We start from the raw sequence: 13,416 nt of genomic DNA, 5'->3' as shown, positions 1-13,416 counted from the left end.
TTTAACTTCACCAATATATCATTTACTGCATAAATTACTTATATACAGGAGGTGATATATTGACTTATCATAAAATATTAATAGCTAATACAGGTGAAGATAGTTTGACAATAATAGATGAGTCTATTTATAAAACAATTTTTCTATCTAAGCTTATAGAGGAAAAAGGAGATAATTGGATTTCAGAAGGTAACAGATTAGGTCCATATGATATTGAAATAGGAGAAAAAGATGATGTATATATTGCTAATTCTTATGATAACTCTATTATGAAAATAGATTTACAAAATATTAAGTTACTGGGAATTATCAAAGTAGGAAAAAATCCTACCTGTATAAAAAAATTTAGAAATAAAATTTATGTTGCTAATAGTGATTCTAACTCCATATCTATTATTGATGAAAATACATTTTCATTAATAGAAAATATATCAGTAGGAGAAAAACCTACTGATATTCAAATAGATGAGGAAGGTTTGAAAATTTTCATTTTGAACGGTAATTGTTATACAATAAATGTATTAAATTTAGACACGGAAAAGATATCTTCTATAATCTTAGGTAATCAACCAGTAAAAATGGTTATAGAAGATAAGAGATTATTTGTTTTGTCCTATGTAAATAATGGAATCAGCAACTATAGTAATTTATCAGAATTGAAGGCTGAAGATTATGGAACTATAATGAGTATAGATTTAAAAGGAATATTTGGTGATTTTGTCAAAATAAAAGGGGAAGAATTGTTTTATCTTTCAAATATGGAAGATGGATATATTTATAAAATTTTTATAGGTGAAGAAGTAAGTATTTCTAAAATTTATTTAGGTGGTATGCCAAATAATATTAAATGGGATAAACAAACAAAACTTTATATTGCTAATATACTAGATAATAAATTAACTATACTAGATAAATCAAATAATCAAATAATAGATAATATTAGAGTAGGAAAAGAACCAAACGGTATTCTCCTACTCTAATGGAGTTGCTTTTTCATCTATAAGTATGTTAATTATATTCTGATATATAAAGTCAGGGGCTTCTTTCCATTTAGAACAGATTAATTCCACCTGTTTTTTTGTTGGAACATCTAAATACAGACTAAATAATGTTTCCTCATTTTCTATTAATTTTAAATTTACCACATATTGATTATTTGCTTTTTCAAAATAATCTGTGATGACTTGGGTTTCAATTTTATTTTTCTTCTCAATTTTATTAAATTCTTTATTTAATTCCTCTTTAATATTACTTGAGATTCTATCTTCAAAATAAGATAGAGCTATTTCACCTTTTTCTAATATAATATATACTTCCTTTGAGTTATCAGCTATTATTTCTATAAACTTCGATTCAACTAATTCAATTAAATATTGTTGTACTAAAAAGAAATTCATATAGTTTTTTTCTAATACAAATTCAATTATTTCACTATTAGTAAATGAAATAGGAGATGATTTTATTATATATAGTAAAAGTAATTTGTTTTGTGCTAATTCTTCGGTATTTTCAATAAACATTATTTAACACCTCTTTTTATGGACTATATCCATATATTATATCATAATAAAAAGAGAAGTGGAATTCCACTTCTCTTTTTTCTTGTTATTCTAATATTATTTTCCAGCTAATTGATTTTGAGCAGACTCAACTAATTTTTTTACCATGTATCCGCCTACATATCCATTTTGTCTTGAAGTTAAATTTCCTTTATCCATAGAGTTATAATTTGTCATACCTAGTTCATTTGCTATTTCTAATTTCATTTGGTTTAAGGCTGCTCTAGCTTCTGGAACAACTATTCTATTACTATTATTAGCCATTTTATAAACCTCCTTTTTCAACAACAAAATCTGTCGTTGTAATATTAATATAACCTTTAGAAAAAAATATATTCTGGTAAATAATTATAAATTGTATAACTATAGGAAATTTAGTTAATAATTATAATTTAGTTTGATTTTATAATTAATGGATTACATTGAAGATATTTTGTAATATAAATTTTAATTTAGAATAAATTATATAATATAAGTATTTGAAGGGGGTGTAGTAGTGAGGAATAGATATTATAGGAATGATATTAATATTACAGTTAGATTGCTAGTAATTCTATGTGTATCATTAGTTTTTTTAGTATATGTTACGGTTAAAACAACAGGAAATATAGCAGCTGTATTTGCTCCAACAAAAGAACTACCTATATATAGTGTTGAGGTGCCAGAGAAGAAAATAGCCATAAGCTTTGATGCAGCTTGGGGTAATGAATACACCAATTGTATATTGGATACACTAGATAAATACAATGTTAAAAGTACATTTTTTTTAGTAGGATTTTGGGTAGATAAATATCCAGAAGATGTAAAGGAGATTGCAAAAAGGGGTCATGATGTAGGGAATCATTCAACTACTCATCCAAATATGCCTCAGTTAAGCCAAGAAAAAATATTAGAAGAAATTAATACAACTGGAGAAAAAATTGAAGAACTAACAGGAAAAAAACCAATATTGTTTAGACCACCTTTTGGAGATTATAATGATAATCTTATTCGTATATGTAGAGAAAATGGATATTATGCAATACAGTGGGATGTTGATTCACTAGATTGGAAGGAGTTGGGAGTACAACCTGTTGTGGATAGAGTAACAAGAAACGTAAGAAATGGTTCTATTGTATTGTTCCACAATAATGCAAAATATATTAGTGAATATTTGCCACTGGTTATTGAAAGATTACAGGAAGATGGCTATGAAATAGTGCCTATTTCTGAATTGATATATAAAGAAGATTTTATAATGGATAATACTGGAAGGCAGATTTTAACAAAATAAATAATGATTTGGGGCGATATAGTGAAGGAACAACAAATGATAATAATTGGGATAGTTGAAAACACTTTAGAAAGAACAACTTTTAGACTTTTAAAAAAAATGTTTTTCATATCTAATTATGTTCTATATTATGAAAATCAGCATAGGAATATGGCGATATTAAATAAAGAAAATAATATTATATTCATAATTGATATAAGTCCTAATTTAATAATTCCTTTGAAGGAAATTGGAATAGACTTTAATATATTAATCCATACATTTCTAAATAAAGAGGACTATGAAAATCAAAATTTACAGCAATTATTTAGTAAATCAGACTATGTAATAATAAATTGTGATGAAGATAAGTGGAATTATCTTTTAGATAATAATATTAAATCAATAGTTATAACTTATGGATTTAATAATAAAGCTACTATAAATCCATCTAGTTATAATATTGACGATATAATGGAATTAAATATATGTTTTCAAAGGGAAATAAAAGGAATGAATAATGTTACAATCGAACCATTTGAACTGCCTATAAAAATTCGATCTACAGAGAAACTAGATATTTATCCTGTTATAGCAACCATTACTTGTATTTTACTTCTAGGTATAGATGAACTCTCTATGGATAATTTTATGTATTCCCATGTTAATTTAATAAAATGAAGAAGAAGGAACTGTAAATAATTGAAAAGGTTTTAACAAATCTTCTATAAAAAAGAAGGAGTTTTAAAACTTTTGTCTAATAATAGATATATACGAAAGATAAATTTCTTATATCTATTATTTTTTATTTTTATTCATATTACTTTTCTACGGGGAATATATTAGATATAGATTAAAAAAACATAGGAATAGAGGGGGACAATAGAAATGCTTGATAAGATTATGGATACTAATAGCGTAAGGTTAGTAGGAAAAGTGGTGAGTGAAAAAGTTTTTAGTCATGAAATGTATGGAGAGGGATTTTATAATATTGATTTAGAAGTACCTAGATTAAGTGATTCGGTGGATTTACTGCCTGTTACAGTTTCAGAGAGGCTTATGGTAGATGTGGATTTATCTATTGGGGAATATATTATAGTGGAAGGACAACTGAGATCTTACAATAGATATATAGATAATGGAAATAGATTGGTTCTAACCATATTTGCAAAAGACATATATATGCCAATGGAAGATGAATTAGCAGAAGCTTTGAGAAAGCCAAACGAAATTTATTTAGATGGATATATATGCAAAAAGCCAATTTATAGAACTACACCTTTTGGCAGAGAAATAACAGATATTCTAATAGCAGTTAATAGATCTTATAATAAATCCGATTATATACCTTGTATTTCATGGGGAAGAAATGCACGATTTTGCGAGAAGATGCTAGTAGGAGATCATATTAAACTTTGGGGAAGAATACAAAGTAGAGAATATCACAAAAAACTTGCTAATGGAGAGTTAGAGAAAAAAATTGCTTTTGAAGTATCAATATCAAAATTGGAGTATGTAGAAAATGATAATAATAGATTGGCAGTATGTGAGGAAGAAATATAAGATAATTTATAGATACAAAAATCATATTTAGTGCTATAATATTGATAATATTAATTTAGTAGAGAGGAGAGAATTAGCTTGGATAGTAACAAAAGACAAAGAACTCTTTATAGTAGAGAAGATATAGCTACTCGAGTTAAAGAATTAGGTGAAATCATATCTAAAGAATATAAAGATAAAAATTTATTAGTAATATCATTACTTAGAGGCAGTTTTATTTTCGCTTCAGACTTAGTTAGAGAGTTATCTATACCAGTAGAGGTTGATTTTATGACAACTGCTAGTTATGGGCATAATGAAATATCATCGGGTAATGTGGAGATTTTACATGATATTAGAACAGGTGTTGAGGGAAAAGATATTTTAATTGTAGATGATATTATAGATTCTGGGTATACTTTAAATAAGGTAAAGGAAATGTTAAGCCTAAAAAATCCAAATTCTGTTAAGATATGTGTAATGTTGGATAAGCCTAGTAGAAGAAAGGTAGATATAAATCCAGATTTTGTAGGATTTACTATACCAGATGTTTTTATTGTGGGATATGGGCTTAATTATGGTGATCATTATAGGAATATACCATATATTTTTACATTTGACTAAAAAATTCACCTACAGAATTATTCTGTGGGTGAATTTATTGTCATAAAAGTTATTTGAATGGAGATGAAAATGAAAATATGAAAGAATTTAAAAGAAATTATATTCTAGAAGTTAATTTGCTATATTTATTATTAGGACTTTTATTGTTCTTCCTTGGTTCAGCAGTACAAAACAGGGAAATATATTCAGGACTATTAATTACAGAATATATAATAATACTCATACCTAGCTTACTCTATATGAAATCAAAGAAAATACCTTTAAAACAATCTTTAAGGCTAAATAAAATTAGTTTAAAGCAAATATGGTATATTATTTTGATTACGATTTTTTCTTATCCTATAGCAATATTTTTTAACACTTTAGTAATAACAATATTGAGTTTTTTTGGAGAATTGATACCTAGTTCTGTTCCTTTACCTGAGAATATGGGACTATATTTTTTAAGTATTTTTATTATAGGTTTAGCCCCAGGAATATGTGAAGAAGTAATGTTTAGAGGTGCCATAATGGATGGATATAGTATAATGGGAAAAAAGAAAGCAATCATTTATTCAGCTTTCTTATTTGGACTTTTTCATTTAAACCTTCAGAATCTATTGGGACCCATGTTCCTTGGGATAATATTTGGAATCATAGTATATAAGACTAACTCAATTTATTCTTCTATACTTGCTCATATTTTAAATAATAGTATAGCCATGACAATTGGATATTTTGGAATGAAGGCTCAAAGTGAAATAGGAGATATTAAAGCCTATGAAGTACCAAATCAAATTCAAATGCTAATTTTACTTTTGACAATAGGGATATTTGCTTTAGTATCATCTATTATTCTTATAAGATTAATAAAAAAATTACCACAGGGAGAAATTATTGTAAAAGATAGTATACAATATGAAGATACCAAGTTTATATATTACCTTCCAATAATAGGTATCATATTTTTATTTATAATAGTAAACATTAAATATTTATTTATTTAAGAATAATTGAAGGGGTTCTTTCTCATAATAGTATTAGGAGGAAGATAATATGAAAAAAGAAAAAATAGAAACATTAGAAGATAAACTAAAATATGAAATAGCTGAAGAGCTTGGATTAACGGAGAAAATTAAAGAAGTAGGGTGGGCAGGATTAACGGCTAAAGAATCTGGTAGAATAGGTGGATTAATTACTGTAAGGAAAAGGGAAATGAATAAGAAAGATAAATAAAATAAAAAAGGGGGGGCAGTATGTACGATAAATTTGCTAGTATCTATGATGAATTAATGATGGATTTTAACTATGAGGATTGGTTTAATTATATAGAAGAGATATTTAAAAGATATGATAAAAGACCTAAGAGCATTTTGGAGATGGCCTGTGGAACAGGAAACCTTTCTCATTATTTAGCTAAGAAAGGGTATAATTTAACTTGTTTTGATTTATCGGACAATATGTTATCACAAGCTTATGAAAAGCTTAGAAGGTTTAAAAATGTAAAATTAATAAGACAAAATATGATAGATTTCAGTTTAAAAGAATCCTATGACTCTGTTATTTCTATATGTGACAGTATAAATTATATAACAAATAAGGAAGAATTATATAAAGCATTTAAAAATGTATGGAATCATTTGGAGGATAATGGTATATTTATATTTGATATAAATTCTTTTTATAAATTAAAGTACATCATAGGGAATAATACTTTTGTAGAAGATAGGGAAGAAGTATTTTATACTTGGCAAAACTATTATGATGAAAATAAAAATATTTGTGAATTTTATTTGACATTTTTCTATAGTGATGATGGAGAAATATACGAAAGATTTGATGAAGAACATAGGGAGAAAGCTTATGAATTAGATGAAATAATAGAATTACTTAAAAAAGCAGGATTTACTCATATAGACTGTTTTCAAGCATTTGGATTTGAAAAACCAGTGGAAAAAACGGAGAGAATAAACTTTGTTGCAATAAAATGATAAATATAGGTTTTGGGAGTGATTAGGATGAAAGATTATTTAATAAGAGGTATAGATAAAACGGGAAATATTCGAATATTTGTAGCTACTACAACTAATATGGTAGAGAAGGCAAGAAATACTCACAATACTTCACCAACTGCTACAGCAGCATTAGGTAGAGCATTGACAGCAGCAGCTATGATGGGAGTAATGATGAAGAATGAGGATGATAGACTTACATTAAAGATTTCTGGAGACGGACCAATAGGAACTATTATGATGGTAGCAAATAACAAAGGAATAGTCAAAGGCTATGTAGATTATCCTTATGCAGATGTGCCTAGCAGAGAAGATGGCAAACTAGATGTAGGAAGACTTGTAGGTTCTAATGGCACTATAACTACTATTATGGACTTAGGACTTAAGGATCCTTATGTTGGACAAGCTAATTTAGTAACAGGAGAAATTGCTGAGGATTTAGCAATGTATTATGCATTATCTGAACAGCAACCATCAGCTATAGGGTTGGGAGTATTAGTTGATAGAGATATATCTGTTAAAGCATCAGGGGGGTATATAATTCAATTATTACCAGATGTATCAGATGAGGATATAACTAAAATCGAAGAAGCAATATCCAAAATACCCTCAATATCTTCTTTAATAGACAGAGGATTATCACCAGAAGATATTATGCAAGAGTTATTAAAAGGATTTGAGATGGAAATTTTAGATAAGGTAGATATTAGTTATAGTTGTGATTGTTCTAGAGAAAGGATTGAAAATGTACTGCTTAGTGTAGGAAAAGAAGAAATAAGAGCTATGATAGAGGAGGATGGAAAAGCGGAAGTAGTGTGTCATTTCTGTAATACCAAGTATAATTTTTCAAAAGAAGAGTTAGAAAAATTAATAGTTGACAAATAGAGGAAGTTGTTATATACTATGTATTGTTGTGTTTGCAGTAGCAAACATCACGCCCGGATAGCTCAGTCGGTAGAGCAGTAGACTGAAAATCTACGTGTCGCTGGTTCGATTCCGGCTCCGGGCACCAATATACTTTATGGAAGATAATTTAAAAAGTATAAAAGAGATATTGACAATTTATAGTAACTTATGTTATTATAATAAGGTAGTGAAAATCCTGCGGAAATGGCTCAGTGGTAGAGCATCGCCTTGCCAAGGCGAGGGTCGCGAGTTCGAATCTCGTTTTCCGCTCCAAATTTGCCCTAAGTAATTTTAGGGCTATATATTTGGCGCCATAGCCAAGCGGTAAGGCAGAGGTCTGCAAAACCTTTACTCCCCAGTTCAAATCTGGGTGGCGCCTCCAGATAAATACACGTTTATAAAGGTTAGGACAGATTGAGAAAAAATCAAATCTGTCCTATTTCTGTCCTAAGGGGAAATATCTGTCCTAAAAAATAAATTCCCTCTGACCAGGGAATTTATTTATATATTAATTATTTAACCTTTTCTACTGCTTTGTCAAATAGCTCAGCAGTAGATTTTTTTATTTCTTCTGTAACATGGATGTAGATATCGTCTGTAGTTGATACTCTTGAGTGTCTTAGCCTTTTAGATATTTCTTGGCTATTAGCTCCTATTGAATATAAAATCGTTGCGTGGGAGTGCCTGAGGCCGTGAAAAGTAATTCTGTCTATTCCCTTCTGTTCTGAAAATTCTTTTGCAAACTTTGTAAAAGATTTTGATATATAAGTAGGTCTTAAAGGTCTACCATCTTCCCATCTGCAAACATATTCTACTTCTATTTTTGTTTTTAATTTATGTTTCTTTTGCTCTTTCAGGACAGATTTAAGGACAGACGTTAGTTCCTTAGTTAAAGCTACTTTAGCCTTACTAGCAGGGGTTTTAGTATCTTCTAATACTAAACCTTCGCCTTTCTTTTCAACCATGTTGTGATTCACCATTATATAGCCTTCTTTTAGATTGATATCTTCCCATCTTAGGGCTGAAACTTCACCTTCTCTTAATCCAGTATGAAACGCAATAAACGCAGGCAGATAAGTGGTTGTATCTTTTATATATTTAAGAAATTCTTCAATGAGTTCTATGCTCCAATGTTGTATCTTTCTTTTGTCATCTACAGGTGGACTAGCTAAGGATACAACATTTTTAGAAATCATTTCCCATTTTACAGCCTGATCTATGGCCAACTTAAACATTTTATGAGTTTTAAGAATTGTACCATTTGCATACCTTCTTTGAGTAGTTCCATTTTTAAGCGTAATCATTTCCTTAGACATTTTGTTATAAAACTCATCAACCATTTTAGTTTTCAATTTATTAAGTTTAACTTGTCCTAGGTGAGTTTTTATACAGTCAACAAATACTTTGTATCGTCTTTCTGTATTATATGCTTTCTTGCCTTCAATAAAGGTTGTAAACCAATCATCTAAGAAGTCATTTAGTAAAGTATTTCCTTTGGCAGTTAGTTCACCATTCATATATTGCTCTTGAATCTTTACTTCCCAGGCCTTAGCTAATTTTAAATTTTCTCTGCTCTTAGGTTTAAAAGTTTTTGTTTTTCTTATTTTTTTACCAGTGACGGGATCTGCACCTAAAAACACTTCTACATAATAACCACCTTCTATTTCTCTTATGGCCATTATATTTTCACCTCCTTTCAAAAACCTATGTTCTTTATTAGCTTTATATTAAAGAGCCTTGATTGGCTCTAAACATCGTTGTTCAAATCTCAATTCAATTAATCTCTCTGGAACTTTGAAATATGAACTTAATTGTTTAGTTGTCATATTTTCTATTTCGCAGATATCTATCTTATCATCATCTGGAATTAAAAAATATGCAGCAAATATATCTGCTTGATTTTCATATCTATCAGTTATGTACAAAGTTTTTTCTAAAAAACATATAGATAGTTCAGGATGGCAAACAACATGTCCTAATTCATGGAAACATACATATTTCTTTTCATTATAATTATCTATATTATTATTTAAGTATATTATTTCTTCTTCCATTATTCTTTGAAAGAACCCTAATATATTATTACCTAAGTTTGTTTCTATAATTTTTATATCAAGGCATCTACAAAGTTCAAAAGGGTTTCTAGTATTATATAGTTCTAATAAACCATCTTTAATTTCTATTATATCTTGGCACATATGTATTCCTCCCCTGTCAACAAAGGATTTTTTATTTCTTCTCCTTTTGTTTTTTATCTAAAACATATTTCATGCCTAGCTGGAGAGCATTGGCTAGCAGTAATTTATCTTCATCTGTTAACATTTCGCCTTTTAACATTAAGCCTTCTTGTGATTCTATAATTTCTAGTGCATCTTCTACTGAATTTATTTCTTTATGTGCTAATTTGTCTAAGTTTTTGATTTTGTCTTCTGGGTTTTTTATATCTGTTCTGCCTAGAAGATAGTCTGTAGATACTCCTAATGCTTCCGCTATTCTAACAATCTCATCATCCCTAACTGGTCTTTCCCCAGATTCAATTCTACTCAATACACTGTTGTTTATTTGAATCATATCAGCAAAATCTCTCTGGTTAATATCTTTTTCTTCTCTTAGAGTTTTAATTCTGTTACTAATGCTCATACAGATGCCTCCTTTATATTTCTATTATAGCAACAATTCAATTATACACTTTTCCATAATAGAAATAAACAATTTTGTTAAAATAGAAAATAAAGTATTGACTTTTCTAAAATAGCAATATATAATGATTGTAAAAGGATTGCTAAAATAGAAAACAAAAAGAGAGGTGAAATTATTGAAAAGATTAAATCATGAATATATAAAAAATAAAAGAATAGAAAACAATTTAACTTTGCAAGAAGTAGCTAAGGAATTAGGATTCAAGAATGCATCTACGTATTTAAAATATGAGGAAGGTGATTATTCATTTAAAGCAGATATGTTGCCCAAATTAGCTAAGGTATTAGATTGTCAAATAGAAAATTTTTTTACAAATTAGTTTGCTAATTTAGCAAATCAAATAAGGTAAATAAGAGTTAATAATTTAAAAGGTATCAATTGAGAGGAGGTGAGAGGGGTGAATTTAAAAGATATATCGACTAAAGATTTAATAAAAGAGCTAGAGGTTAGAAAAAATGTAAAATCCTATGATTGTGGTCTTTATAGTAAATATGAAGTACAAATTAAAAGGAAGTACTCACAAGATAGGGGTCTTGTTAAACTTCCTAATAATTATAAATTACTTGTTATTAGTGACTTTTAAATAATATCTATAAAGGCTTGTAAATTCACTGAAAGATTCAGGATGATTGTGTTTTCTAAGTTGGGACTTAATATACTGATAAATTTCATCCTTATCATCAGTATTAGGAAAATTTCTATCTCTGAGTATATCTCTGGCAAAGTCACCTTTGATAGTATCCATATTTTTTATTCGTGACTTAGATAGCCAATCTAAGAAGTTACTCATCATTATCACCCCCTTTACCAAATTCTAACATAAAAGGGGGACAAAACAAAGGAGGGATTAAGTGAATAATTTAATAAACATTCAAAACAAAGATGGTAAATTAACAGTTAGCAGTAGAGAAGTAGCAGAGAATTTTGAGAAGTCTCATGATAATGTCATAAAATCAGTAGAAAACTATATAGAAACATTGAAAAATACAGATTCGTCAAAATTGAGTTCTCTATTTATAGAAGGTAAATATACAACAAAAGAAGCAAATGGAGTCCGCTATAAAGAATATTTACTAACAAGAGATGGTTTTACATTACTAGCAATGGGGTTTACTGGCAAGAAAGCTCTAGAATGGAAGCTTAAATATATAGAAGCATTCAATAAAATGGAAAATACATTAAAGGAGGTATACCACATTTCACAGACTGCAATAGTTAACAACATCATGGAGACTTTAGAAGATAAATTATTTACTAGCATAGACCAAAGATTATCTAAATATGAAGAAAACTATAGACCAACTCATGCAAATAAAATAGACATTAATAACTACATTAAAAATAGTCTAGGTGATGATAGAGAAATTGGAGAGGTTGATTTAGTGAAGCAAAGAGTTCTATTAATGCTAGATGCCAATGCGTGGCAAGATGTTCCTTATAAGAAATTGACTAATAATATGAGATTAATTGATGAGAGTATAAGAGCAGTAAAAAGCTTTAGATCTAAATCACAGTTAAGTTTATTTGAGAGATAAAGGAATAAGGAAAATCATAAAATTGAGGTGAGAAGTATGGGGAAGGAATCGGAAGTTAAAATCTACACTACAAAAGATTTAGCAGAAATATTTGGTGCGTCTGATGAAACCATCAGAAGAGAAATAAAAAGAAAAAGATTAAATTGCTTTTATGTAGGTAATGAGGCTAGATTTACCCAGGTTCACTTAGAAGATTATATGAATGTTAGGAATCTAGGAAAGACCACAAGGGAACTTCAACTTGAAGCAGAAAAGGAACAATTATTAGAAGTAATTAAAACTAAGGATCAGGTAATAGAAAGCATTAAAAACGTATTACTAAAAAATATATAGGAGGTCTAAACAATGAATATCAAGTACTTAACTTATTATGTACAAAAATGTCTAAGGAATGGTATTGAACCAACTTGGAAATCCTTAAGGCTTTGGTACGAAACTACAAATATAAGTTTTTAGTGATAGGAGGGACAGGCTTGAAAATAATATTTGATAAAAAGCTTTTTAAAAGACATGCACCTAAAAATATACAGAAGGTACTAAGTCATCATGTAGATTTGATAGATGGAAAAGAAGTTAGTTTTGAAGGCAATGACAGATATGGAACTGTTGAGTATGAGCATGAGAAGTATGGATTTATTTTATATCCAATTTATCCTGATTGGTGCAGGGAGGAGGTGTAACAGTGGAACACACAGGAATAGTTAGAAGAATAGATGAATTAGGTAGAGTTGTAATTCCTAAAGAGATTAGAAGAACTCTAAGAATTAGAGAAGGAGATCCTTTAGAGGTTTCTACTAATTCAAAAGATGGAACAGTAACTTTAAAAAAATATCATACTGAGAAAGTATTTGATTTTGAGGATGAAGAATTAGAGGAAATTATAGCAGCACTTAAAGAAAGGATAAAAGATAGAGACATTATTATAAGACAACACGATTTAACTGAATCATCACAGATAACTGAAGATGAAATTTTAAAATACAAGCAATCAAGATACTTATGTAGAACAATAATCAATAAAATTAATGAAATAGTTGAAAGGGGAGTAAACAATGTGGATTAGAAGCCAAAGTAGAAAAGAACTAATAGATGTAACTTCACTTGAGGTAGTAGGTAATACAATTATGTGCAGAAATTGGACCTTAGGAAAATATGAAACAGAAGAAAGAGCTATGGAAGTTTTAGATGAAATACAAGAACAGCTGACTCAATGTGTAGGAGTATCAAATATGAGGGAGATAGCAAATTATGAGATGGAAAGCTTTCAAAGCTATTCTGTGTTTCAAATGCCAGAAAAATAAGGAGGT

22 protein-coding genes and 3 tRNA genes are annotated in these 13,416 nt (G+C 28.7%); 19 read left to right on the top strand and 6 right to left on the bottom strand.

The window, feature by feature from the left end; all coding sequences use genetic code 11:
* Window positions 1-59: 59 nt before the first annotated feature.
* A complete protein-coding gene (locus tag BUB33_RS09700) occupies window positions 60-980 on the top strand; it encodes a YncE family protein (RefSeq protein ID WP_072975942.1) in 921 nt (306 codons plus the stop codon).
* On the opposite strand, the gene BUB33_RS09695 is transcribed toward BUB33_RS09700, so the two are convergent.
* Window positions 972-1,520, bottom strand: coding sequence for a DUF4364 family protein (locus BUB33_RS09695; protein WP_072975940.1), 549 nt, complete (start codon window positions 1,518-1,520; stop codon window positions 972-974). The genes BUB33_RS09700 and BUB33_RS09695 overlap by 9 nt on opposite strands.
* Window positions 1,521-1,616: 96 nt before the next feature.
* Window positions 1,617-1,823: an alpha/beta-type small acid-soluble spore protein gene (locus tag BUB33_RS09690; RefSeq protein ID WP_072975938.1), complete on the bottom strand. Its 207-nt coding sequence runs from the start codon at window positions 1,821-1,823 to the stop codon at window positions 1,617-1,619.
* 232 nt (window positions 1,824-2,055) lie between these two features.
* Between BUB33_RS09690 and BUB33_RS09685 the strand changes: the two genes are divergently transcribed.
* From BUB33_RS09685 to BUB33_RS09635, 11 genes are all read left to right on the top strand, one after another.
* Window positions 2,056-2,832 carry a polysaccharide deacetylase family protein gene (locus BUB33_RS09685; RefSeq protein WP_072975936.1) on the top strand — a complete coding sequence of 259 codons (777 nt, stop codon included), beginning with the start codon at window positions 2,056-2,058 and terminating at the stop codon, window positions 2,830-2,832.
* Between the two features lie 21 nt (window positions 2,833-2,853).
* Complete coding sequence (locus BUB33_RS09680) at window positions 2,854-3,492, top strand: hypothetical protein (RefSeq protein ID WP_072975934.1); 639 nt, start codon at window positions 2,854-2,856, stop codon at window positions 3,490-3,492.
* A gap of 207 nt (window positions 3,493-3,699) precedes the next feature.
* Window positions 3,700-4,374, top strand: coding sequence for a single-stranded DNA-binding protein (locus BUB33_RS09675; RefSeq protein WP_072975932.1), 675 nt, complete (start codon window positions 3,700-3,702; stop codon window positions 4,372-4,374).
* Between the two features lie 78 nt (window positions 4,375-4,452).
* Entirely contained in the window at window positions 4,453-4,977 is a 525-nt protein-coding gene (gene hpt, locus BUB33_RS09670) for a hypoxanthine phosphoribosyltransferase (protein WP_072975930.1), read from the top strand.
* 77 nt (window positions 4,978-5,054) lie between these two features.
* Window positions 5,055-5,963, top strand: coding sequence for a CPBP family intramembrane glutamic endopeptidase (locus BUB33_RS09665; RefSeq protein ID WP_143154895.1), 909 nt, complete (start codon window positions 5,055-5,057; stop codon window positions 5,961-5,963).
* A 49-nt stretch (window positions 5,964-6,012) separates the two neighbouring features.
* Complete coding sequence (locus BUB33_RS09660) at window positions 6,013-6,192, top strand: alpha/beta-type small acid-soluble spore protein (RefSeq protein WP_072975926.1); 180 nt, start codon at window positions 6,013-6,015, stop codon at window positions 6,190-6,192.
* Between the two features lie 20 nt (window positions 6,193-6,212).
* A complete protein-coding gene (locus BUB33_RS09655; RefSeq protein WP_072975924.1) occupies window positions 6,213-6,947 on the top strand; it encodes a class I SAM-dependent DNA methyltransferase in 735 nt (244 codons plus the stop codon).
* A 27-nt stretch (window positions 6,948-6,974) separates the two neighbouring features.
* Complete coding sequence (hslO, locus tag BUB33_RS09650) at window positions 6,975-7,853, top strand: Hsp33 family molecular chaperone HslO (protein WP_072975922.1); 879 nt, start codon at window positions 6,975-6,977, stop codon at window positions 7,851-7,853.
* A 51-nt stretch (window positions 7,854-7,904) separates the two neighbouring features.
* Window positions 7,905-7,980: transfer RNA gene (locus tag BUB33_RS09645), tRNA-Phe, on the top strand.
* Between the two features lie 92 nt (window positions 7,981-8,072).
* A tRNA-Gly gene (locus BUB33_RS09640) sits at window positions 8,073-8,147 on the top strand.
* A 34-nt stretch (window positions 8,148-8,181) separates the two neighbouring features.
* Window positions 8,182-8,256 (top strand) — tRNA-Cys (locus BUB33_RS09635).
* A 130-nt stretch (window positions 8,257-8,386) separates the two neighbouring features.
* Here BUB33_RS09635 and BUB33_RS09630 read toward each other — a convergent pair.
* The 3 genes from BUB33_RS09630 to BUB33_RS09620 are packed head-to-tail and all read right to left on the bottom strand — an operon-like array spanning window position 8,387 to window position 10,514.
* A complete protein-coding gene (locus BUB33_RS09630) occupies window positions 8,387-9,553 on the bottom strand; it encodes a tyrosine-type recombinase/integrase (protein WP_072975919.1) in 1,167 nt (388 codons plus the stop codon).
* Between the two features lie 48 nt (window positions 9,554-9,601).
* Window positions 9,602-10,072 carry an ImmA/IrrE family metallo-endopeptidase gene (locus tag BUB33_RS09625; RefSeq protein ID WP_072975917.1) on the bottom strand — a complete coding sequence of 157 codons (471 nt, stop codon included), beginning with the start codon at window positions 10,070-10,072 and terminating at the stop codon, window positions 9,602-9,604.
* Between the two features lie 31 nt (window positions 10,073-10,103).
* Window positions 10,104-10,514: a helix-turn-helix domain-containing protein gene (locus BUB33_RS09620; protein WP_072975915.1), complete on the bottom strand. Its 411-nt coding sequence runs from the start codon at window positions 10,512-10,514 to the stop codon at window positions 10,104-10,106.
* 175 nt (window positions 10,515-10,689) lie between these two features.
* Here BUB33_RS09620 and BUB33_RS09615 point away from each other — a divergent pair, with 175 nt between their 5' ends.
* Complete coding sequence (locus BUB33_RS09615) at window positions 10,690-10,893, top strand: helix-turn-helix domain-containing protein (protein ID WP_072975913.1); 204 nt, start codon at window positions 10,690-10,692, stop codon at window positions 10,891-10,893.
* Between the two features lie 78 nt (window positions 10,894-10,971).
* Window positions 10,972-11,157: a hypothetical protein gene (locus BUB33_RS09610; protein WP_084725348.1), complete on the top strand. Its 186-nt coding sequence runs from the start codon at window positions 10,972-10,974 to the stop codon at window positions 11,155-11,157.
* Here BUB33_RS09610 and BUB33_RS09605 read toward each other — a convergent pair.
* Window positions 11,134-11,364: a YozE family protein gene (locus tag BUB33_RS09605; protein WP_072975908.1), complete on the bottom strand. Its 231-nt coding sequence runs from the start codon at window positions 11,362-11,364 to the stop codon at window positions 11,134-11,136. The two genes, BUB33_RS09610 and BUB33_RS09605, sit on opposite strands and share 24 nt — an antisense overlap.
* A 61-nt stretch (window positions 11,365-11,425) precedes the next feature.
* On the opposite strand from BUB33_RS09605, the gene BUB33_RS09600 reads away from it, so the two are divergent.
* From BUB33_RS09600 to BUB33_RS09580, 5 genes are all read left to right on the top strand, one after another.
* Window positions 11,426-12,109 carry a Rha family transcriptional regulator gene (locus tag BUB33_RS09600; RefSeq protein ID WP_072975906.1) on the top strand — a complete coding sequence of 228 codons (684 nt, stop codon included), beginning with the start codon at window positions 11,426-11,428 and terminating at the stop codon, window positions 12,107-12,109.
* A 36-nt stretch (window positions 12,110-12,145) separates the two neighbouring features.
* A complete protein-coding gene (locus tag BUB33_RS09595) occupies window positions 12,146-12,442 on the top strand; it encodes a helix-turn-helix domain-containing protein (RefSeq protein ID WP_072975904.1) in 297 nt (98 codons plus the stop codon).
* Window positions 12,443-12,582: 140 nt separating this feature from the next.
* Entirely contained in the window at window positions 12,583-12,789 is a 207-nt protein-coding gene (locus tag BUB33_RS09590; protein ID WP_072975902.1) for a hypothetical protein, read from the top strand.
* A gap of 2 nt (window positions 12,790-12,791) precedes the next feature.
* The gene (locus tag BUB33_RS16985) at window positions 12,792-13,172 is read left to right on the top strand and encodes an AbrB/MazE/SpoVT family DNA-binding domain-containing protein (RefSeq protein WP_072975900.1); all 381 of its coding nucleotides are present in this window, start codon (window positions 12,792-12,794) and stop codon (window positions 13,170-13,172) included.
* Entirely contained in the window at window positions 13,162-13,410 is a 249-nt protein-coding gene (locus BUB33_RS09580) for a hypothetical protein (RefSeq protein WP_072975635.1), read from the top strand. The genes BUB33_RS16985 and BUB33_RS09580 overlap by 11 nt, the downstream gene beginning before the upstream one ends.
* Window positions 13,411-13,416: the final 6 nt, after the last annotated feature.

This window comes from Tissierella praeacuta DSM 18095, assembly GCF_900128955.1.
In the GTDB taxonomy this organism is placed as follows: domain Bacteria; phylum Bacillota; class Clostridia; order Tissierellales; family Tissierellaceae; genus Tissierella; species Tissierella praeacuta.
This window is presented reverse-complemented; position numbering and strand designations above follow the sequence as displayed.

Coding starts and splice junctions, on each gene's coding strand:
- BUB33_RS09660 (WP_072975926.1), top strand. CDS start 6,013: ATGAAAAAAGAAAAAATAGAAACATTAGAAGATAAACTAAAATATGAA.
- BUB33_RS09595 (WP_072975904.1), top strand. CDS start 12,146: ATGGGGAAGGAATCGGAAGTTAAAATCTACACTACAAAAGATTTAGCA.
- BUB33_RS09605 (WP_072975908.1), bottom strand. CDS start 11,364: ATGAGTAACTTCTTAGATTGGCTATCTAAGTCACGAATAAAAAATATG.
- BUB33_RS09655 (WP_072975924.1), top strand. CDS start 6,213: ATGTACGATAAATTTGCTAGTATCTATGATGAATTAATGATGGATTTT.
- BUB33_RS09690 (WP_072975938.1), bottom strand. CDS start 1,823: ATGGCTAATAATAGTAATAGAATAGTTGTTCCAGAAGCTAGAGCAGCC.
- BUB33_RS09625 (WP_072975917.1), bottom strand. CDS start 10,072: ATGTGCCAAGATATAATAGAAATTAAAGATGGTTTATTAGAACTATAT.
- BUB33_RS09665 (WP_143154895.1), top strand. CDS start 5,055: ATGAAAGAATTTAAAAGAAATTATATTCTAGAAGTTAATTTGCTATAT.
- BUB33_RS09620 (WP_072975915.1), bottom strand. CDS start 10,514: ATGAGCATTAGTAACAGAATTAAAACTCTAAGAGAAGAAAAAGATATT.
- hslO (WP_072975922.1), top strand. CDS start 6,975: ATGAAAGATTATTTAATAAGAGGTATAGATAAAACGGGAAATATTCGA.
- BUB33_RS09630 (WP_072975919.1), bottom strand. CDS start 9,553: ATGGCCATAAGAGAAATAGAAGGTGGTTATTATGTAGAAGTGTTTTTA.
- BUB33_RS09695 (WP_072975940.1), bottom strand. CDS start 1,520: ATGTTTATTGAAAATACCGAAGAATTAGCACAAAACAAATTACTTTTA.
- BUB33_RS09675 (WP_072975932.1), top strand. CDS start 3,700: ATGCTTGATAAGATTATGGATACTAATAGCGTAAGGTTAGTAGGAAAA.
- BUB33_RS09580 (WP_072975635.1), top strand. CDS start 13,162: ATGTGGATTAGAAGCCAAAGTAGAAAAGAACTAATAGATGTAACTTCA.